This window comes from Schaalia odontolytica (assembly GCF_005696695.1).
Lineage (GTDB): Bacteria > Actinomycetota > Actinomycetes > Actinomycetales > Actinomycetaceae > Pauljensenia > Pauljensenia odontolytica_C.
Map to the genome: position 1 here is coordinate 1,085,963 of NZ_CP040006.1, position 15,890 is coordinate 1,101,852.

13 protein-coding genes, 1 tRNA gene and 1 other RNA gene are annotated in these 15,890 nt (G+C 65.8%); 6 read left to right on the forward strand and 9 right to left on the reverse strand.

The features are described 5' to 3' along the window. The first annotated feature begins 78 nt into the window (after window positions 1-78). The gene (gene aspA, locus FBF35_RS04785) at window positions 79-1,491 is read left to right on the forward strand and encodes an aspartate ammonia-lyase (protein WP_060567116.1); all 1,413 of its coding nucleotides are present in this window, start codon (window positions 79-81) and stop codon (window positions 1,489-1,491) included. Between the two features lie 73 nt (window positions 1,492-1,564). Here aspA and FBF35_RS04790 read toward each other — a convergent pair whose 3' ends face one another. Further along, a complete protein-coding gene (locus FBF35_RS04790; RefSeq protein ID WP_060567118.1) occupies window positions 1,565-2,134 on the reverse strand; it encodes a flavin reductase in 570 nt (189 codons plus the stop codon). A 150-nt stretch (window positions 2,135-2,284) separates the two neighbouring features. Next, a complete protein-coding gene (gene aceE / locus FBF35_RS04795) occupies window positions 2,285-5,029 on the reverse strand; it encodes a pyruvate dehydrogenase (acetyl-transferring), homodimeric type (RefSeq protein WP_060567120.1) in 2,745 nt (914 codons plus the stop codon). Between the two features lie 323 nt (window positions 5,030-5,352). On the opposite strand from aceE, the gene FBF35_RS04800 reads away from it, so the two are divergent. Then, complete coding sequence (locus tag FBF35_RS04800; RefSeq protein ID WP_060567121.1) at window positions 5,353-5,754, forward strand: DUF3052 family protein; 402 nt, start codon at window positions 5,353-5,355, stop codon at window positions 5,752-5,754. 102 nt (window positions 5,755-5,856) lie between these two features. Then, a tRNA-Val gene (locus FBF35_RS04805) sits at window positions 5,857-5,930 on the forward strand. 72 nt (window positions 5,931-6,002) lie between these two features. Here the strand turns inward: FBF35_RS04805 and FBF35_RS04810 are convergent. From FBF35_RS04810 to lipB, 4 genes are all read right to left on the reverse strand, one after another. After that, window positions 6,003-7,370: an NAD(P)/FAD-dependent oxidoreductase gene (locus FBF35_RS04810; RefSeq protein WP_060567123.1), complete on the reverse strand. Its 1,368-nt coding sequence runs from the start codon at window positions 7,368-7,370 to the stop codon at window positions 6,003-6,005. A gap of 88 nt (window positions 7,371-7,458) precedes the next feature. Continuing rightward, complete coding sequence (locus FBF35_RS04815; RefSeq protein WP_060567126.1) at window positions 7,459-8,943, reverse strand: class I adenylate-forming enzyme family protein; 1,485 nt, start codon at window positions 8,941-8,943, stop codon at window positions 7,459-7,461. After that, window positions 8,940-10,004 carry a lipoyl synthase gene (gene lipA / locus FBF35_RS04820; RefSeq protein ID WP_060567128.1) on the reverse strand — a complete coding sequence of 355 codons (1,065 nt, stop codon included), beginning with the start codon at window positions 10,002-10,004 and terminating at the stop codon, window positions 8,940-8,942. The genes FBF35_RS04815 and lipA overlap by 4 nt, the downstream gene beginning before the upstream one ends. Beyond that, entirely contained in the window at window positions 10,001-10,678 is a 678-nt protein-coding gene (gene lipB / locus FBF35_RS04825; RefSeq protein WP_060567129.1) for a lipoyl(octanoyl) transferase LipB, read from the reverse strand. Before lipB ends, lipA begins: the two co-directional genes overlap by 4 nt. Window positions 10,679-10,738: 60 nt before the next feature. Here lipB and FBF35_RS04830 point away from each other — a divergent pair, with 60 nt between their 5' ends. Both FBF35_RS04830 and FBF35_RS04835 read left to right on the forward strand, forming a co-directional pair. Next, window positions 10,739-11,653: a Nif3-like dinuclear metal center hexameric protein gene (locus FBF35_RS04830; RefSeq protein WP_060567132.1), complete on the forward strand. Its 915-nt coding sequence runs from the start codon at window positions 10,739-10,741 to the stop codon at window positions 11,651-11,653. Further along, window positions 11,650-12,393 carry a zinc ribbon domain-containing protein gene (locus FBF35_RS04835; protein WP_060567134.1) on the forward strand — a complete coding sequence of 248 codons (744 nt, stop codon included), beginning with the start codon at window positions 11,650-11,652 and terminating at the stop codon, window positions 12,391-12,393. Before FBF35_RS04830 ends, FBF35_RS04835 begins: the two co-directional genes overlap by 4 nt. Window positions 12,394-12,396: 3 nt before the next feature. On the opposite strand, the gene FBF35_RS04840 is transcribed toward FBF35_RS04835, so the two are convergent. Both FBF35_RS04840 and FBF35_RS04845 read right to left on the reverse strand, forming a co-directional pair. Next, window positions 12,397-13,734: an alpha-L-fucosidase gene (locus FBF35_RS04840; protein WP_060567136.1), complete on the reverse strand. Its 1,338-nt coding sequence runs from the start codon at window positions 13,732-13,734 to the stop codon at window positions 12,397-12,399. A gap of 79 nt (window positions 13,735-13,813) precedes the next feature. Beyond that, entirely contained in the window at window positions 13,814-14,626 is an 813-nt protein-coding gene (locus FBF35_RS04845) for a YaaA family protein (protein ID WP_060567208.1), read from the reverse strand. Between the two features lie 52 nt (window positions 14,627-14,678). Here FBF35_RS04845 and rnpB point away from each other — a divergent pair. Continuing rightward, window positions 14,679-15,042: RNase P RNA component class A (rnpB, locus tag FBF35_RS04850), an RNA gene on the forward strand. A 53-nt stretch (window positions 15,043-15,095) separates the two neighbouring features. Here rnpB and ppgK read toward each other — a convergent pair. After that, window positions 15,096-15,848, reverse strand: a complete 753-nt coding sequence (gene ppgK, locus FBF35_RS04855; RefSeq protein ID WP_138134110.1) for a polyphosphate--glucose phosphotransferase — start codon at window positions 15,846-15,848, stop codon at window positions 15,096-15,098. Window positions 15,849-15,890: the final 42 nt, after the last annotated feature.

The following is a 15,890-nucleotide window of genomic DNA, read 5'->3' on the forward strand; positions in this document are numbered from 1 at the left end:
ATTTCGGGCCTACAGGGCCTACCATGGAGGCGCAGCCGCCGGAAAGACCCGGCAGGTGAACTGACGGAAGGAACAACGTTGACCCGCACCGAAGAAGATCTGCTCGGCACCCGCGAAGTACCCGAGGACGCGTACTGGGGCATTCATACGCTGCGAGCTATCGAGAACTATCAGATCTCGGGTCGCACCATCAATGAAGCCCCCGAACTCATCCGCGCGTTTGCGCAGGTGAAGAAGGCGTGCGCCATGGCGAACATGCAGCTGAAGGCGATGAAGCCGGCCAAGGCTGAGGCGATCATCGCTGCGTGCGACGAGATCATCGAAAACGGCCGCTGCATGGACCAGTTCCCCGTCGACCAGTTCCAGGGCGGTGCCGGTACCTCCGTCAACATGAATGCGAACGAGGTCATCGCGAACCTGGCACTCGAGATCCTGGGGGAGGAGAAGGGCCGCTACGACATCATCAACCCCAACGATCACGTCAACCGCTCCCAGTCGACGAACGACGCGTACCCGACGGCCTTCCGTATCGCCCTGTGGCGCAAGGTGAACCGCCTGCGCAAGGCGATCGACGAGCTCGCCGACTCCTTCGATGAGAAGGGTGCTGAGTTCCGCCACATTCTCACGATGGGTCGCACGCAGCTGCAGGACGCCGTCCCGATGTCTCTCGGCAGCGAGTTTTCCGCCTTCGCGCACACTCTGCGCGAGGAGGATGAACGCCTCGTCAACAACGCCGAACTGCTCTTGGAGACGAACCTTGGCGCAACCGCCATCGGCACCGGCCTGAACACCCCGGACGGCTACCAGCAGGTCGTCGTGCGCCACCTGCGCCGTATCACGGGGGCGCGCGTCGTCGGCTCCCCGAACCTCCTCGAAGCAACGTCGGATACGGGCGCCTACGTGTCCATGCACGCCACGATCAAGCGCAGCGCCGTCAAGCTGTCCAAGATCTGCAACGACCTGCGCCTGCTGGCTTCCGGGCCGCGCGCCGGCCTCAACGAGATCAACCTGCCGAAGATGGCTGCAGGCTCATCGATCATGCCCGCCAAGGTCAACCCCGTCATCCCCGAGGTCGTGAACCAGGTCTGCTTCAAGGTCATCGGCAACGACCAGACCGTCACCATGGCCGCCGAGGCCGGTCAGCTCCAGCTCAACGTCATGGAGCCCGTCATCGCACAGGCGCTCATCGAGTCCATCAACCTGCTCGTCAACGCATGCGATACGCTGCGGGACCGCTGCATCACCGGAATCACCGCGAACCCCGACGTGTGCCGTCACTACGTCGAGAACTCCATCGGTATCGTCACCTACTTTAATGACGTGATCGGTCACCACCTGGGCGACGTCGTCGGTAAGCGCGCCGCCGCTGAAGGCAAGACCGTCCGCGAGGTCATCCACGAGATGGAGCTCCTCTCGGAGGAGGAGGTCGAGCGCATCCTGTCGCCGGAGAACCTCGCGCACCCGAAGTACGCGGGCACCGACGAGAGCTGAGTAGCCTCTACGTACAGACGAGGCCGGGGATCCTGCGTGGGTCCCCGGCCTTTGTTGTTGGTACGTGGCATCGCTAGGGGAGGAGAGACTCCTTGAAGGAACGCACGAAAGTGCCAAAACGCTCCACACGGTCCGAGAAGTAGCGGTAGATGCGCCTGCGCGCGTCTCCGACGTATTCGACGGTCTGCAGATCCTCGTAGCGGAAACGGCCCTGCTCGTCGATGAGTGACGGGTTGACCAGGCGCTGGGTGATCTCGCAGCGGAAGTGCGTGTAGGTGCCGTCCTCCGTTGCCTCCAGGACGCGGCAAACGAGGCTCATCTGGGAGTCGTCGAGGATGGGGACGCCGTCATAGTTGCTTGATGCCACGTGGGCATCGCCAAGTTTATTCCCACCAGAGACGGTGCCCGCATACTCGAAGAGGCCCATGGCCTCGGGCCCGAAAAGGTTGAGCGAGCAAACTCCCGAGCGCTTGATCGAACGGGCAGCATGCGTGGTGGAGTCGCAGCCGATCATGACCATCTGCCCCAGCGAGTATGACGAGGAACCCGTGGTGATGCCGACGCCGACGGACTCGTCCGGGTAGGCCAGGATGTAGACGGGGAAGCCGTAGTAGAACTTCTCGGTTTCGTAGGGAACGTGCATGGGTCTATTGTCTGCCGGATAGGGCGGGCAGGCAGTGCCGATCCCATTGCTTGGCGCAAACGACGAGGCCGGGGACCCCGCGTGGGGCTCCCCGGCCTCGTTCTCATGACCGCTGGGCGCCGCGATGGAGGAGCGCGGGCCTAGCGACGATCACTCCTCGCCAGCGTGGTCGTTGCCCTGGATCGCGTAGTTGAAGAGCTCGTACTTGTCGATCGCCTGCTGGACGACCGACGGGTCAACCTGGCCCTTGTCGGCGAGGGCAGCCAGCGTGCGCACGACCATCGACTCGGCGTCGATGTGGTACCAGCGGCGGGCGGCGCGACGGGTGTCGGAGAAGCCGAAGCCATCCGCGCCGAGCACGTGGTAGTCGCCGGGGATCCACTGACGGATCTGGTCAGGCAGCATGCGGTCGAAGTCGGAGGAGGCCACGAACGGGCCCTCGCGACCCGCGAGCTTCGTCGACACGTAGGGCGTGCGGCGGGGCTCGGACGGGTGCAGGAAGTTGTGCTCCTCGGCATCCAGGCCGTCGCGGCGCAGCTCGTTCCACGAGGTCACGGACCATACGGCGGCATCCACGCCCCAGTCGCGGGCCAGCAGCTCGCGGGCCTCGCGCGCCCACGGCACGCCGACGCCGGAGGCAAGCAGCTGAGCCTTGGGGCCACCGAAGTTCTGGTGCTCATCGATGTTGTAGATGCCCTTGATGATGCCCTCGACGTCGACGTTCTCCGGCTCCGCAGGCTGATGAATCGGCTCGTTGTAGACGGTGATGTAGTACATGACGTTCGGATCGCGGCCGTCCGCGTCGCCGTACATGCGCTCCAGGCCGTCCGCCATGATGTGGCGGATTTCGTACGCGTAGGCCGGGTCGTAGGACACGAACGCGTGGTTGGTGGCAGCCAGGACCTGCGAGTGGCCATCCATGTGCTGCAGACCCTCGCCTGCAAGCGTGGTGCGGCCCGCGGTGGCGCCGATGACAAAGCCCTTGGTCAGCTGGTCACCTGCTGCCCAGAACTGGTCGCCGGTGCGCTGGAAGCCGAACATCGAGTAGAAGATGTAGATCGGCACCATCGGCAGATCGTGCGTGGCGTACGCCGTGCCGACGACCTGGAACGCGGCGGCCGAGCCGGCCTCGGTGATGCCCGTGTGCAGGATGCGGCCCTGCTCGGACTCACGGTAGGACAGCATCATGTCCGCGTCGACGGGCGTGTAGGACTGGCCGGTCGTGTTGAAGATCTTCGCCGAGGGGAAGATCGCGTCCAGACCGAAGGTGCGGGCCTCGTCGGGGATGATCGGCACGAAGTACTTGCCGACCTCCTTGTCCTTGAGCAGGTCCTTGATGAGGCGCACGAGGGCCATGGTCGTGGCGACCTCGAGCTTGCCGGAGCCCTTCGAGAGCGCCTCGAAGGGGCGGGTGGGCAGCTCGGGGAGCTTGGGCTGACGGTCGGCGCGGCGCTCGGGCACCCAACCGCCGAGGATCTCGCGGCGCTCCTTCATGTACTGCAGGGCCGGGTGATCGGCCGGCGGCATGTAGTACGGGGGCATGTAGGGATCGCGCTCGAGTTCCTCGTCCGTGATCGGGATCTGGAGGCGATCGCGCAGCTGCTTGGCGTCCTCGAGCGTCAGCTTCTTCATCTGGTGCGTCGAGTTACGGCCGGCGAAGTGCGTGCCCAGCGCGTAGCCCTTAATGGTGTGCGCGAGAACGACGGTCGGCTGGCCGGTGTGGTCCATGGCGGCCTTGTAGGCAGCGTAGACCTTGCGGTAGTCGTGGCCGCCGCGCTTGAGCTCCCAGAGCTGCTCGTCGGTCCAGTTCTTGACCATTTCCTTGGTGCGCGGGTCGCGGCCGAAGAAGTGCTCACGCACGTAGGCGCCGTCGTTCGCGCGGAAGGTCTGGTAGTCGCCGTCCAGGGTCTCGTTCATGACGTGGACGAGGGCGTCGTCCTTGTCGGCGGCGAGCAGCTGGTCCCAGCCGCGGCCCCAGATAACCTTGATGACGTTCCAGCCGGCGCCCTTGAAGAACGCCTCGAGCTCCTGGATGATCTTGCCGTTACCACGCACTGGGCCGTCGAGACGCTGCAGGTTGCAGTTGATGACGAAGGTCAGGTTGTCCAGGCGCTGCTGGGCGGCGAGCTGGAGCATGCCGCGGGACTCGGGCTCGTCCATCTCACCGTCGCCGATGAAGGCCCACGTGTGCTGCTGCGACGTGTCCTTGATGCCGTTCATGTGCAGGTAGCGGTCGAACCAGGCCTGGTAGATGGCCTCGGCGGGACCCAGGCCGAGCGAGACCGTCGGGAACTCCCAGAAGTGATCGAGCTGGCGCGGGTGCGGGTACGAGGGCAGGCCGTGCTCCGTGGAGACCTGCTGACGGAAGCCGTCCATCTCCTCTTCGGACAGACGCCCCTCGAGGAACGCGCGGGCGTAGGGGCCGGGGGAGGCGTGTCCCTGGAAGAACACGTGGTCGCCGCCGCCCGGGTGGTCCTTGCCGCGGAAGAAGTGGTTGAGGCCGACCTCGTAGAGGGTGGCAACCGATGCGTAGGACGAGATGTGTCCGCCCACCTTGACGCCGGGGCGCTGGGCGCGCGTCACCTGGACTGCGGCGTTCCAGCGGATCCAGCGGCGGTATTCGCGCTCCATGGCTTCGTCGCCGGGGAAGTACGGCTCCTGGTCAACGGGGATGGTGTTGACGTAGGGGGTCGTGTATTCCTGGGGGAGCTGAACGCCGTTGCGGCGCGCTTCGTCCAGCATGTGCAGCAGGATGTAGCGTGCGCGGGGGCCGCCCTTTTCGTTGATGAGCCCGGACAGGGACTCAACCCATTCGGCGGTCTCCTGGGGGTCGTTGTCGGGAACCTGGGGAATCAGGCCGTTGACGACGGGGTGGGACTCGTGGAGTTGGCTCACGGTGTACCTTCTCGCTTGACTCGGTGCTGCTTGCGCAGCGTGCGTGAGCGGTGTCCTCTGGCGACACCGCACATATCGGGACCATTGTCCCACTATTGGGGTGTCTTTGCGAGTGTTTGCCTTGCGTATCGACTATGAGGTGCGTATCACCGGACTGCGGGCGGCTAGCCTCGGGTAATTCCCCAGTTCAGACGGGGCAGTGCTCGTAGGGGTCTTTTATCGTGGTCCATCCCTTGCATTCGAGTAGCTCCAATGCCCTAGGATGAAGGCGTGAACGTTGATATGACACTGAGCGCCAGCTCGTTGATGGGCGGTGCTGCGTGATGGCAGTGAGCCTGGGTTTTGCGTCCGATGCGATCGTGCAGGAGTTCTACGTCGATGATGACGTCGATCAGCGCGTGCGCGATGCGATTGAAGGGGAGACGGGGCATCCGCTCGTTGACGTCGATTACGCGGACGTCGTGGACGGCGCGATCGTCTGGTGGCGCGCGGACGACGCCGAGGAAGAGGACCTCGCGGACGTGCTCGTGGACGCGATGTCGAACCTGGACGATGGTGGGCTTATTTGGGTGCTGATTCCCAAGCCGGGCCGCCCCAACTCCGTGCGCGTGGGCGACGTGGAGGAGGCTGCGGAGATCGCGGGCCTGCACGCGACGACGTCGACTGCGCTGGGGGATAACTGGGCGGGCGTGCGCCTGACCGCGCGTCCCCGGTCGCGCCGCTAGTTTCATTCACGAGGCCTGGGCGGGCCAGCGCTGTTCTGTGCTGTGACGCTCAGCCTCGGATGTGACCGTGCGTGCCAGTTCTGGTAGATTGGCGCGTGCGTGGGGCCTTTAGCTCAGTTGGCTAGAGCGTCTGGTTTACACCCAGAAGGTCATCGGTTCGAGCCCGGTAGGGCCCACAAACGGTAGGGGCCGGAAGCAAAAGCTTCCGGCCCCTCAGCGTTTGTTTGGAGCAGTGCGTGCGACGCGCGTCAGTCCTCCTGAGCGCGCTCCTCGGCGACGTCTTCACCGACGACAAGCTTGCCGGATGCGCCAGCGCCGAGCTGCTCCAGGGCCAGGCGGCCCACCAGCTGCTGGTTCGTGGTCGTGCGCTGGGGGCGTGCGCCGGACAGGAAGCTGAAGAACCAGCTGACCAGTGTGCCCACCTGGGACTTGAAGCCGACGATGTAGAGCAGGTGCAGGAAGCACCAGGCCACCCAGGCGACGAAGCCGGTCAGCTTCTTGTTGCCCATCTTCACGACGGCCTGGAAACGAGAGATGGTCGCCATCGAGCCCTTGTCGTTGTAGACGAACTCGGTGGTCTTGGGGGCGCGGCCCGCTAGGCGAGCGGCGATCGTGTCGGCGGCGAAGCGCGCGGACTGGATCGCGCCCTGTGCGACGCCGGGGACGCCCGGGAAGGCCATCATGTCGCCGAGCACGAAGATCTCGGGGTGGCCCGGCAGTGTGAGGTCCTTGTTGACGGTGACGCGCCCCGCACGGTCCACCTCGGCACCCGTCGCCTCACCCAGCGCGCGGCCCAGCGGGCTCGCCGCGACGCCAGCGGCCCACACCTTGCACACGGACTCGATCCGCTCTTCCTCGCCCGACTTGTACTTGAGGGTGACTCCCTCGGAGTCCACGCCGGTGACGAAGGCGTTCATCTTCATCTCGACGCCAAGCTTGGCCAGGGCCTCTTCGGTCTTGAGGCCGAGCTCCTCGCCGAACGGGGGGAGGGGGTGCTCTGCGCCGTCCACCAGGATGACGCGCGCCTTGGTCGGGTCGATGTTGCGGAACTCGCCCTTGAGCGTGTGCGAGGCGAGCTCGCGGATCTGTCCGGCCATCTCCACGCCGGTCGGTCCGGCGCCCACGACGACGAAGGTCAGGAGCTTGTCGACCGCAGTCGGGTCGGTCTCGATCTCGGCCAGCTCGAAGGCGCCGAAAATACGCGCGCGCAGCTCGAGGGCGTCGTCGATGGTCTTCATGCCGGGGGCGAACACCGCGAAGTGGTCGTTGCCGAAGTAGGACTGGCCCGCACCCGCCGCGACGATCAGCGTGTCGTATTCGGTGCGCTCGTGCTTGTTGTGGTTGCGCCACTTGACAGTGCGAGTCTTGACGTCGATTTCCTCGACGAGGGCCTGCAGGACGGTCACGTTCTTCTGGCCGCGCAGGATCTCGCGCGTGGTCGGGGCGATGTCGCCCTCGGAGAGAATGCCCGTGGCCACCTGGTACAGCAGAGGCTGGAAGAGATGATGCGAAGTACGGGCCAGGATGGTGATGTCGGCGTCGGCGTTCTTCAGTCGACGAGCTGCTGTCAGGCCTGCGAAGCCGGAACCGATGATGACAATGCGGTGGCGGGACATAAGACTCTCCTTCAATTAAGCAAGGCTAATCTTACCTAAATATGGTGCTTGCACTTTGTGAGGTCTGGCGCACTAGGGCCCAATGTCCTCACGCGTCGAAGAGGCGTGCTGCCGCGACCGGATCCGGCTTGCCCGTCGTCGTGGTCGGCAGCGCGTCGACGACCAGGGCTCGACGCACCTTCTCCCACGGAGCGAGGGAATCTCGCAGGGCATTGGACAGTGAATCAGCACTTATGGACGAGGCCTGGGCCCGGCCCTGCACAGAAGGCACGATAAGCGCCGCGACGATCTGCCCCCAGCGCCCATCCGGCAGTCCCACGACGAGCGCATCCGACACCTCGTCGAGGGAGCGCAGGGCGCGTTCGACCGTCGGGGGAGCGACGAGCTCTCCGGCCGTGTTGATCATGCGGTGGGCGCGTCCCACCATGTGCAGCCAGCCGTCCGTGTCTCGCGTCGCCAGGTCGCCGGTGCGCAGCCACTCCTCGCCGCTCACGACACCCGGACCGCGCACCCAGATCTCGCCCATCTCATCGACGGCTGCTTCGCGCTCGTCGGTGGCCATGACGCGCAGGTCCACGTAGGGGAAAGGAACCCCCAGCGATCCGGCTGGCGCCAAGGAATCAGGAGTCGCGACCGTGCCCGCACCGGAGGTCTCGGTCATGCCCCACACGTGAATGGGGGACAGGCCGACCGCTCGCATTGCATCCGCGAGGTCCGCCGTCATCGCGTCGCCGCCGATGAGGGGACGGATCCACGACGACAGGTCGCCGCCGGCGCGCTCATGCTCGTCGAGGATTGCACGGACGATCGCGGGTACGGCGAACATCATCGTGATCCCGTAGCGCTCGATCGCGTCGATGACGCCGCGCGCGTCGAAGGAGCCCGGAAAACCGAGCGTCACGAGGGTTCCGCCGTGAGTCCACACGTCCATCGAAGTGCCGTTGAAGCCTCCTATGTGGCTCGCGGGCGCGCACACACCCACGACGGACGACGTCGGCGCGTAATCGAAGCCCTCGCGGAAATTCGTCGATCCCCACCACATGACCTCGTGCGTGAGTTCGACGGGGCGAGGATTTCCTGTGGACCCAGAGGTAAACAAGATGGCGGCGAGCTCGGTTCCGCAGCGCGCGGGAGCCGTTTCGATGGGAGCCGTGCGATCCACCCACGCCGCCAGATCCGTGAACGACGCGACCTGTGCGCCCGCGTCGGTCAGTGCGGGAGAATGGGGCGCGCAGGCCTCGTCGAGAAACACCCACGAGACGCCCACCTGCTCGCACATCGAGGCGAGCGCAGCCGAGGGCATACGCGGGGACAGTGGAACCGTCACCGCGCGTAGCCACGAGGCCGCCACGTGGACGACGTAGTGCCACGGAGAGTTCGCCCCGATGACCGCGATGCGCGTTCCCTCTCCGATACCAGCAGCGTCGAAAGCAGCGGCGAGGCGAGCGACGGTGTCTGCCGCCTCGCGCACGCTCCACTCCTCGCCGGTCGCCGCGTCCACCAGGGACAGCCGGTTCGGAAGGCGGCGCGCCGCCGCGAGGAGCGCTCGCGCGGGCGAATAATCGGGGATCACGAGGCCGAGGCGGCCTTCGCGGCCATCGCCGCGTGACGCTCCGAGCGCTCCTTCAAGCGCGCCAGGACGGAGCCGGCCTCCTGCAGCGTCGACCCGGAGTTTTCGATGTGGCGCAGCTGCTCGGGGATCTCAAAGCCGCGGGCGCGCATGCCCTTAGCCCACAGCAGACCCGCGCGGTACGAAGAACGCACGAGAGGGCCTGCCATGACGCCGGCGAAGCCCAGCTCCTCGGCCTCGGCTGCGAGCTCGACGAACTCCTCGGGGTGGACCCAGCGGTCGATCGGGTGGTGCAGGGGAGAGGGACGCAGGTACTGCGTGAGGGTCAGCAGGTCGCAGCCCGACGCGTGCAAGTCGCGCATGGCGGCGCTGATCTCCTCGCGCGTCTCGCCCATGCCCAGGATGAGGTTCGACTTGGTGACCATGCCGCCGTCGTGGGCGCGCTTGATCATCGCGAGGGAGCGATCGTAGTTGAAGGCGGGGCGGATCTTCTTGAAGATGCGTGGCACCGTCTCGAGGTTGTGCGCGAAGACCTGCGGGCCTGCCTCGATGACCATGTCGATCGACTCGGCCTGACCGCGGAAGTCGTCCACGAGGAGCTCCACGCCAGTGCCCGGATTGAGCTCGTGGATGAGGCGGCAGGTTTCGGCGTAGAGCCACGCTGCGCCGTCGGGCAGATCGTCTCGGGTCACGCCCGTGATCGTCACGTAGCGCAGGTCAAGGTCTCGCACGGACTCAGCGATACGACGCGGCTCGTCCTTGTCGTACTCAGTGGGACGGCCCGTCGCGATATCGCAGAAGTCGCAGCGGCGCGTGCACAGTGCACCGCCGAGCAGGAAGGTCGCCTCGCGGTCCTGCCAGCACTCGTAGATGTTGGGGCACCCGGCCTCGGCACACACCGTGTGCAGGCCCTTCGCGTGCGAGAGTGAGCGCATGTCCTGATAGTTCTCGCCAGCCTTGGCGGTCGTGCGAATCCACTCGGGCTTCTTCTCGATCGGAGTTTGCGAGTTACGCACCTCGATGCGCAGGAGCTTGCGTCCTTCGGGATCGGGCAGGGTGCTCATAGCGTTGACCTCGTCGTGTAGGAAACGGAAGTGGGAGTGGTCGCCAGGCACGGGGAGATGTGCTCCACCATGCGCGGGAGAAGTTCGGATGCGGCGTCGGAGACGGTTGTGTGGATGCCTTCCCACGACAGGGAGGTCACGTCGGCGTCTGTGAGGCCGCAGGGGATGATGCCCTCGAAAGCGTGGGCCGGGTCGATATCGACGTTCAGGGCGATGCCGTGCAGGGTCGCTCCGCGCGCGACCTTCAGGCCGATCGCGCAGATCTTGCGATCGCGGCACCCCTCTTCGGTGAGCCACACGCCCGCGCGGCCCTCGACGCGGTGGACGGGCAGATCCCAGACCTCCCGTACGGTGTCGATCACTGAGGCCTCGACAGCGCGGATCCACTGCACGAGGTCGACGGGCTCGCGCAGGCGAACGACGGGGTAGACGACGACTTGTCCGGGGCCGTGCCACGTCGCGGAACCAGCGCGGTCGGTGCGAATCACGGGAACAGTCGTGGAAGGAATGTCCTCAGGCTTTGTGTGGCGGCCCGCCGTCCACGTAGGCGTAAATTGAGAAACGATGAGAGTGTCCTCGCCACCGGCGAGGACCTCCTCATGCAGGGAGCGCTGAAGCGCGTCAACCTGCGTGTAATCGACCAACCCCTGGTCGAGTAGGCTCAAAATCTGCACGTTGTGATCATAGTCGCGGGCAGGGTCCCTTGCTAGATGGGGGTCCGGTATGCTTGACGCATGCAGTCTTCGTCTCACCTCAACGGCCCGACGACCGCGGTCGATACGTCCACTTCGAATTGGACTGTCGGTGACGTCATGGCACTCATGGAGTCCTGGTATCCGGCGGCTACGGCGCAGTCCTGGGATCGGGTTGGTCTCATTGTCGGCGACCCTGCCGCGCCCGTGCGTTCGATCCTTCTCGCGCTTGATCCTACGGCGGCCATCGCGGACCAGGCCGTCGCCGGTCCCTCCGGTGATGAGCAGTCTTTCGACATGGTGATCACCCACCATCCGCTGCTCCTGCGCGGCGCGTCCTTCCTGCCCGTGACGGACCCGAAGGGCGGCGTCGTCACGACCCTGATCCGCTCCGGTATCGCACTGTTCAACGCTCACACCAACGCTGACGTGGCCTGCGACGGCGTCGCGACGGCGCTCGCCGATCTGATCGGCCTGCGCGATACCGTGCCGCTGGAGCCGTGTGGCACCGATGCCGAGGGACACGAGATCGGCCTGGGGCGCGTCGGCACCGTCACCGAGACCACGCTCGGTGCCTTCGCAGACCATGTGGCATCCGTCTTGCCTGCGGGACCCACGGGTCTGTTTGTTGGCGGCGACGAGAACGCCACGGTCCGGCGTGTAGCCGTTCTGGGCGGTGCGGGGGATAGCGCGCTCGAGGCGGCGCGCGCCGCTGGAGTTGACGTGTACCTCACGGCAGACCTGCGCCATCACCCCGCCTCCGAGCACCTCGAGGGCGGCGCTCCCGCGTTGCTGTGCGGATCCCACTGGGCGACGGAGTCCCCGTGGCTCCCCGTCCTCGCGCGCAAGATTCGCGAGGCCGCCCGCGCCGCCGATGTGGAACTTCGCGTCGAAGTCTCTACGATTGTCACCGAGCCATGGACCAGCCACCGAGTCACCCAGGGAGAACTAGCGTGAAAGCATCGCACACCGACCAGCTCGAGCTTCTCGAGCTCCAGAAGCTCGACCAGAAGGAGTCGGCGCTGCGCCACAAGCGCGATTCTCACCCCGCGCATGAGACGGTGCGTGAGTTTGCGGGCCGCGTCGCTGACCTTCAGCGCGCCGCGATCAGCCAGAGCGCCGTTATCGCGGACACGATGCGCGAGGTGACTCGCATTGAGGATGAGATCGCGAAGGTCACTGAGCGTCGGAAGCGTCAGCAGAGCCGTATCGACAACAACCAGGTCCCCCTGCGCGATATCTCGGCCATGGAACACGAGATCGCCCAGATGGACCGCCGCCTCGCCAAGCTCGAGGACGATCAGGTGGAGGCCGAGGAACGCGTCGAGGCAGCCCGCGCGGCTCAGGAACGGATGAAGGCCGAAGCTCAGGCCATCGCCGCCGACATCGAGGCGCTCAAGGCCCAGTTCGAGGCCGACGTCGCCGATTCCGATGAGGAACTGCGTCGCGTCATCGCAGCACGTCGTGAACTCGCCGATCGTCTGCCCGCGGACCTTCTCGAGGAGTACGAGGATGCGCGCCGCCGCAACGGCGCTCTCGCCGTCATCGAGGTCCGTGATGGCTACGGCATCGGCGTCGCCGCCGACCTGAGCCCGATGGAACTTGAGCGTATTCGCCTGACGCCCGCTGACGAGCTCTACCTGACCGAGGACACGGCACAGATCGTCGTGCGTACGGCGGCGAACACGCCGCGCTGAGGCTCAGGCCTCGATAGCGTAGGCGTCCGCCAGGTAGAAGCCCTGCCTGCTCTTCGTGACCGTCACCCGGACCTGGGTGGCGGTCACGGGCTTTTCCAGGGTGATGATGCGGCGGTATCCGACGCACTGGACACGAGCAATCTGCTGCTCATAGTCGTCGTCGACACACGCGGTCACCACGGCCTCGTCGATGCGCTGACCCTGGGCGATGTCCTCCTCAAGGACGATCGCGCCAACAGTGCGCGGCTCATCAAAGCGCAGGGTCACGACGTCGCCGTCGTCCTCGCGCGATGCCTCGATGCGACGCGAGCGGAAGTCCGCGATCTTTTCGCCCAGGCGTGCCAGGACCTCAACGTCGGCGTTCGCGAGGAGACCGTCGCGGTTCGGGGGCACGTTTAGGAGGAACGTCGCGTTGCCGCCGACCGAGCCCTTCCAGATCGAGAACAGCTCGTCGACGCTGCGCACCTGGGAGTCTTCGACGTCGTGGTGGAACCAGCCCTTACGCGTGGAGGTGTTGACCTCGGCGGGGTACCAGGCAAGAGGGCCAGAATAGTCGGCCAACGCCTCGCGCGAGCCCAGATCTTCGTCGCCGGAAGCCACCTGACGAGAGAACTCGCCGTCGTCGGCCTTCTGAGACTTCTCCGCGGTGCGCTCGGCCTCGCGCAGAGAAGCCGGAACGACCGACCATTCGTTGGCTCGCACAGAGCCGGCCTCGTTGCCACACCAGCGCACGTCGGGGCCGCACACGGAGATGACGGCCTCGGGTGCCAGCGCGCGAACCGTGTCGTAGATGCGCTGCCAGTCGTAGACCTGCACTTTGCCGTTGGGGCCCTCGCCGCACGCGCCGTCCAGCCACACGGAGAAGACCGGGCCGTAGTGGGTGAGCAGCTCGATAAGCTGGTTGATGTAGAAGTCGTTGTAGGCCTCGCCCTGGCCGTAGGTCGGCTCGGTCATGTCCCAGGGGGAGAGGTACACGCCGAACTTGAGGCCGTGACGCGCGGCCGCATCGGACACCTCGCGCACGAGGTCGCCGCGCCCGCCCTTCCACGGCGAAGACTCCACCGAGTGCTTCGTGTAGGCCGACGGCCACAGGCAGAACCCGTCGTGGTGCTTGCATGTGAGGATCACGCCGGTCATGCCGGCGCTGACGAGGGCGCGCATCCACTGATCGACATCGACGTTGCCCGGATTGAAGAGCGCCGGATCCTCGTGGCCCTCGCCCCACTCGCGGTCCGTCATCGTGTTCATGCCGAAGTGGATGAACGCGTACATCTCCATCTTCTGCCACTGAAGCTGACGGTGGGTGGGCCGAATATTGGCCAGGTAGTCCTCGTTGATCATGCCTATGGTTTCCGCTTGATGGCCGATGCCTCGGCCGGTCCTGCACCCTGCAGGTTCCGGAAAAAGGATAGCCTACCTATCAGTGCGTGACCAACGTTACTGTGCGTGTCGATCCGCCCTTTTTTGTCTGTTTTTCGGGGCCATATTCCACGTCAGTGACGCGGTGTTCGTGTCCCTTCGCGTCAGCCAGTGACAGCGAGTACGCGGCCTCCTCCAGGGCCTTCTCCGCTGCCAAGGTTTCTTCGGCCCGATAGCCGTCAGAGGCCAGCAGCAGGCCGGTGATGGCGCCGCGCCAACGCTTCGCATCGTGGGAGATGACCGAGCGCTTGCCGTCCGCCTCGCGCTCGACGCGCAGCTCCCAGACGCGCGCCCACGGTGCTTTGCACGCGGCGCGATAGGGGCCGGATCGGCCGTCGACGATGATCCGCTCCGATGCCTCGGGGGACAGGGCCTCATCGAGTCGCGGCGCCCACCAGGTCGACAGGACACCGAGGTCGGGCAGGGATACTCCCATCGCAAGGCGGTGGTCCGGAATGACGTCGCTGGGGGAGAGGACGCCAAAGAGCCCTGAGAAGATCGACACGTGCGCCGCACCTGTGCCCGACCACGCGTTCGGCGCGCACTCCTCGATCGCCTCGTAGAGGACTCCGGTAAACAGCGACGAGGCCGGGGCACAGGGAGCGGAATCGAGCGCGGTGTTGACGGACAGGTCGATTCTTGCGCCGACCTTCAGGACGGCAGCCGCTTCGGGACCGTCCCCGAGGGCCTGGAGAGTCTCGCACACGGCGCGGCGGCTCGATGCGAGGATGGGGCGGGACAGAGTGTTGACATCGAGAGACGGGCCGTGCGCAGGCGCGTTCTTTCCCTCTGACGGGGGCAACCAGATCAGCATGGTGACCACCCTATCGCGGGGGCGCGGCCATGCGCGCTATGATCGATGCGGATCTGCCGGCCGGGCGGCCGCGCGCGGAAACGCTCGAGGAACGTCCGGGCTCCACAGGGCAGGGTGATGGCTAACAGCCACCCGGGGTAACCCGCGGGATAGTGCCACAGAAAACAAACCACCGGCGCGTATGCGGCGGTAAGGGTGAAAAGGTGAGGTAAGAGCTCACCAGCGGCGCAGGTGACTGCGTCGGCTAGGTAAACCCCACCCGGAGCAAGACCGAGCAGCAGGCAGGGCGGCCCGTCCGATGCCTGCGGGTAGGTTGCTGGAGGCCGTCGGTAACGACGGTCCTAGATAGATGGTCGCCACCGCACGGCCGGTAACGGCGTGCGTGACAGAACCCGGCGTATAGGCCGACAGATGCCAGAAGGACCCCGACTCGCGTCGGGGTCCTTCTGTGTGCTCGGTGCGTCCGCGATCAGGCGCTGTGCTGTGCCGCGTAGTAGGCGGCGCCGACGATGCCGGCGGTGTTGAGAAGCTTCGCGGGGATCATCGGGGTCTTCAGATCCAGGAGCGGCATGAACTTCTCGTGGTTCTCAGATACGCCGCCACCGACCACGAAGAGGTCGGGGTTGAGCAGGAACTCGACGTGACCGTAGTAGCGCTGGAGGCGCTGCGCCCACTGCTCCCAATTCAGGCCCTGGAGGGTCTTCTGACCCGAGGAGGCGTTCTTCTCCGCGTCGGTGCCGTCGATCTCGAGGTGGCCGAGCTCGGTGTTGGTCAGGAGCGTGCCGTTGACGATGATCGCCGAACCGATGCCCGTGCCCTGGGTCGTAAACACGATGACGCCGTCGCGGCCCTTGGCTGCGCCATAGGCGACCTCGGCGATGCCCGCCGCGTCTGCGTCGTTGAGCGCGACGACAGCGCGTCCCAGGTAGCGCTCCATCAGCTCGTCCACATCGACGTTGACCCACGACTGGTCAAGGTTCGCCATGTAGGGAATGACGCCGTCAAAGACGGGAGCGGGGAAGGTCACGCCGATCGGAACGCCGACTTTGACGTCGAGCTGGTCGATGACCTCGCGGCACACCGCGGCGACGGCGTCGGGCGTCGCGGGATCCGGGGTGGGGATTCGAACCTGATCGCCGATGTACTCTCCGGTTTCCAGATCAACGAGCGCGCCCTTAACGCCCGATCCACCGATATCGATGCCGCATGCGACCTGAACCATGACCCCTCCTCGGGTAATGAAATCCTGTTGTCCGCGAGCCCC